Genomic DNA, 2,339 nt, shown 5'->3' on the forward strand with positions numbered 1-2,339 from the left:
CCACCCAGCCACTGCGCGAGCCGCCCGGACGAGGACACCTGGCGCAAGCGCTCCTCGGTCTGCTCCCGCAGCTTGCGGGGGGTGACGACCAGCAGGTCGTCGCCGTGGCGCAGGACGGTACGCCGCTCCGGCACCAGGATCTGGCCGGAACGGATGACGAGGGACACCGAGGCGCCCACGGGCAACCGGAGCTCGCCCACCTCGACGCCGTGCATCCGGGACACCGGGCTGATCGTCACCTGCAGCAGGTCGGCGGCCACCCGCTCCAGGGGCGCGGCCTCGACCTCGAGACCTCGCGGCTCGGAACGCCGCGCGACCTTCAGCACCTTGGCCACCGACGGCAGTGTCGGGCCGGTCAGCAGGGTGTAGATCACCACCATGACGAAGACCACGTTGAAGAGGCGGCGCGAGTCGTCGACCCCCGCGGCCAGCGGGATGGTGGTGAGCACGATCGGCACCGCCCCGCGCAGTCCGGCCCAGGAGAGGAAGGACAGCTCCCGCAACGGCAGGGGCGCGACGACGGCGCTCGCCAGGACCGACAACGGCCGGGCGACGAAGGTGAGCACGAGTCCGGCGACCAGGGCCAGCCAGACCGTGGACAGGGTCAGCTCATCGGGGGAGAGGAGCAGCCCGAGCATCACGAACAGTCCGATCTGGGCCAGCCAGGCCACGCCCTCCGCGAAGGAGCGGGTCGCGGTCCGGTGCGGGAGCTCGCTGTTGCCGAGGACCAGGGCGGCCAGGTAGACGGCGGCGAAGCCGGACCCGTGCAGGGCGGCCGCGCCGCCGTACGCCAGGAAGCAGAGGGCCATGACCGACAGCGGGTACAGGCCGGACGAGGGGAGAGCCGCCCTGCGCATCACCCAGGCCCCGCCGAATCCGCAGAGCAGCCCGACCAGCGCGCCGACGACGAGCTCGAAGACGACCGTTCCGGCCATCTCGACGATGCCCTGCTCGGCGACGGCACCCGACGAGATCAGCGTGACCAGGACGACCGTCGGGGCGTCGTTCAGGCCGGACTCGGCCTCCAGCGCCCCGGTCAGCCGCCTCGGCAGGGGCACCACCCGGAGCACGGAGAACACCGCCGCGGCGTCGGTGGGCGACGTGACCGCGCCGAGGAGGACGGCCAGCTCCCACGGGATCCCGAGCAGGTAGTGGGCGCCGACCGCGACGACGGTGATCGAGACGGCCACGCCGATGGTGGCCAGCGAGACGCCGAGCTTCATCGACGGGCGAACGTCGGGCCAGTTCGTGGTCAGACCGCCCTCGGCCAGGATGACGGCGAGGGCCACGAAGCCGAGGGCGTGCGCCAGCTGGGCGTCATCGAACGGGATTCCCACCCCCGCCTCGCCCAGGGCGACGCCCATGGCCAGGTAGAGCAGCAGGCTCGGCAGCCCGGCGCGGGAGGAGATCCGGACGGCGAGGATCGCGAGAAGGGTGACGGCGGACGCCACGAGCACGAAGTTCTCGAGCTGGTGGACGTCGAAGGTCACGGGCTCGCTTTCCGGGCGATCGGCGGTGTGTCCGATCCTATCGGTCGTGCCCGGGTCGTCCGGTCAGCCGACGACGGCGTCCCCGCTGATCAGGTAGTCGTTGCCGCGGGGCGTCAGCTCGATCCGGCGTACCTCGCGCTGGCTGCTGCCGTCCTGGGTGTAGACGAGCGTGGTGTCGACCGCATTGCCCCCGACAGCATCGACGTCCTGGACCGCGACCGAGTCGATGGTGGACCAGAAGCCGTCGTAGCTGCCGTACCCGACCTCGCCCTGGAAGCCCGGCGACAACATCGACCACCCCGCCTGGGTGTCGTCCGGGAGCACGGCGTAGTAGTCCTCGACGAACGCCTCGCGGCTCGTGGCGCCGGACGGCGCCGCGGCATCATCCGATGCGCTCCCGCCGGGGTCGGCGTCCTGTGACGCGCCGCCGCTGCGACCGGAGTCGGCGGAGGGGTCCGTCGTGTCCGACGTGGGGTCGTTGCCGAGCAGGTTGGCCCCGAGGACGGCCAGGATCGCCAGGACGGCCAGGACGGCGAGCACCGGTAGGACGACCCGGCCGCGGCGCGGCCCACGGCTCGGAGAAGCAGCCGGAGTCGGAGTCGGGGCCCGAGTCGGGGCCGGCGTCGGAGTCGGCGCGGGGGTTGGCGCCGGCGTCCGCTCGGTCTGCTCGGCGGCGGTCGCCGTCGGCTCCGGGTGCGGCCGGGTGGACACCGCGACCGCGGCCCCTCCGAAGGCATCGGTCTCCTCGCGGGTGCGGTCGGTGCGGTGCCGCGCGTGGATCCGGCGCAGGGCGTGGGCGGCGTCGGCGACCTCCCACCGCGACTGCGGATCCGGGTCCATCAACCGGCG

At 73.2% G+C, this 2,339-nt stretch carries 2 protein-coding genes; both read right to left on the minus strand.

Annotated elements, in window-relative coordinates:
• Positions 1-1,490, minus strand: a 1,490-nt coding sequence (locus VFN12_RS08830; protein ID WP_325118275.1) for a potassium/proton antiporter, incomplete at its 3' end; no start/stop codon positions are given.
• Positions 1,491-1,553: 63 nt separating this feature from the next.
• The coding region (locus VFN12_RS08835; protein ID WP_325118276.1) for a hypothetical protein at positions 1,554-2,339 on the minus strand (786 nt) is incomplete at its 5' end.

Origin of the sequence: Nocardioides sp. (assembly GCF_035703625.1) — a bacterium.
Taxonomy (GTDB): Bacteria; Actinomycetota; Actinomycetes; order Propionibacteriales; family Nocardioidaceae; genus Nocardioides.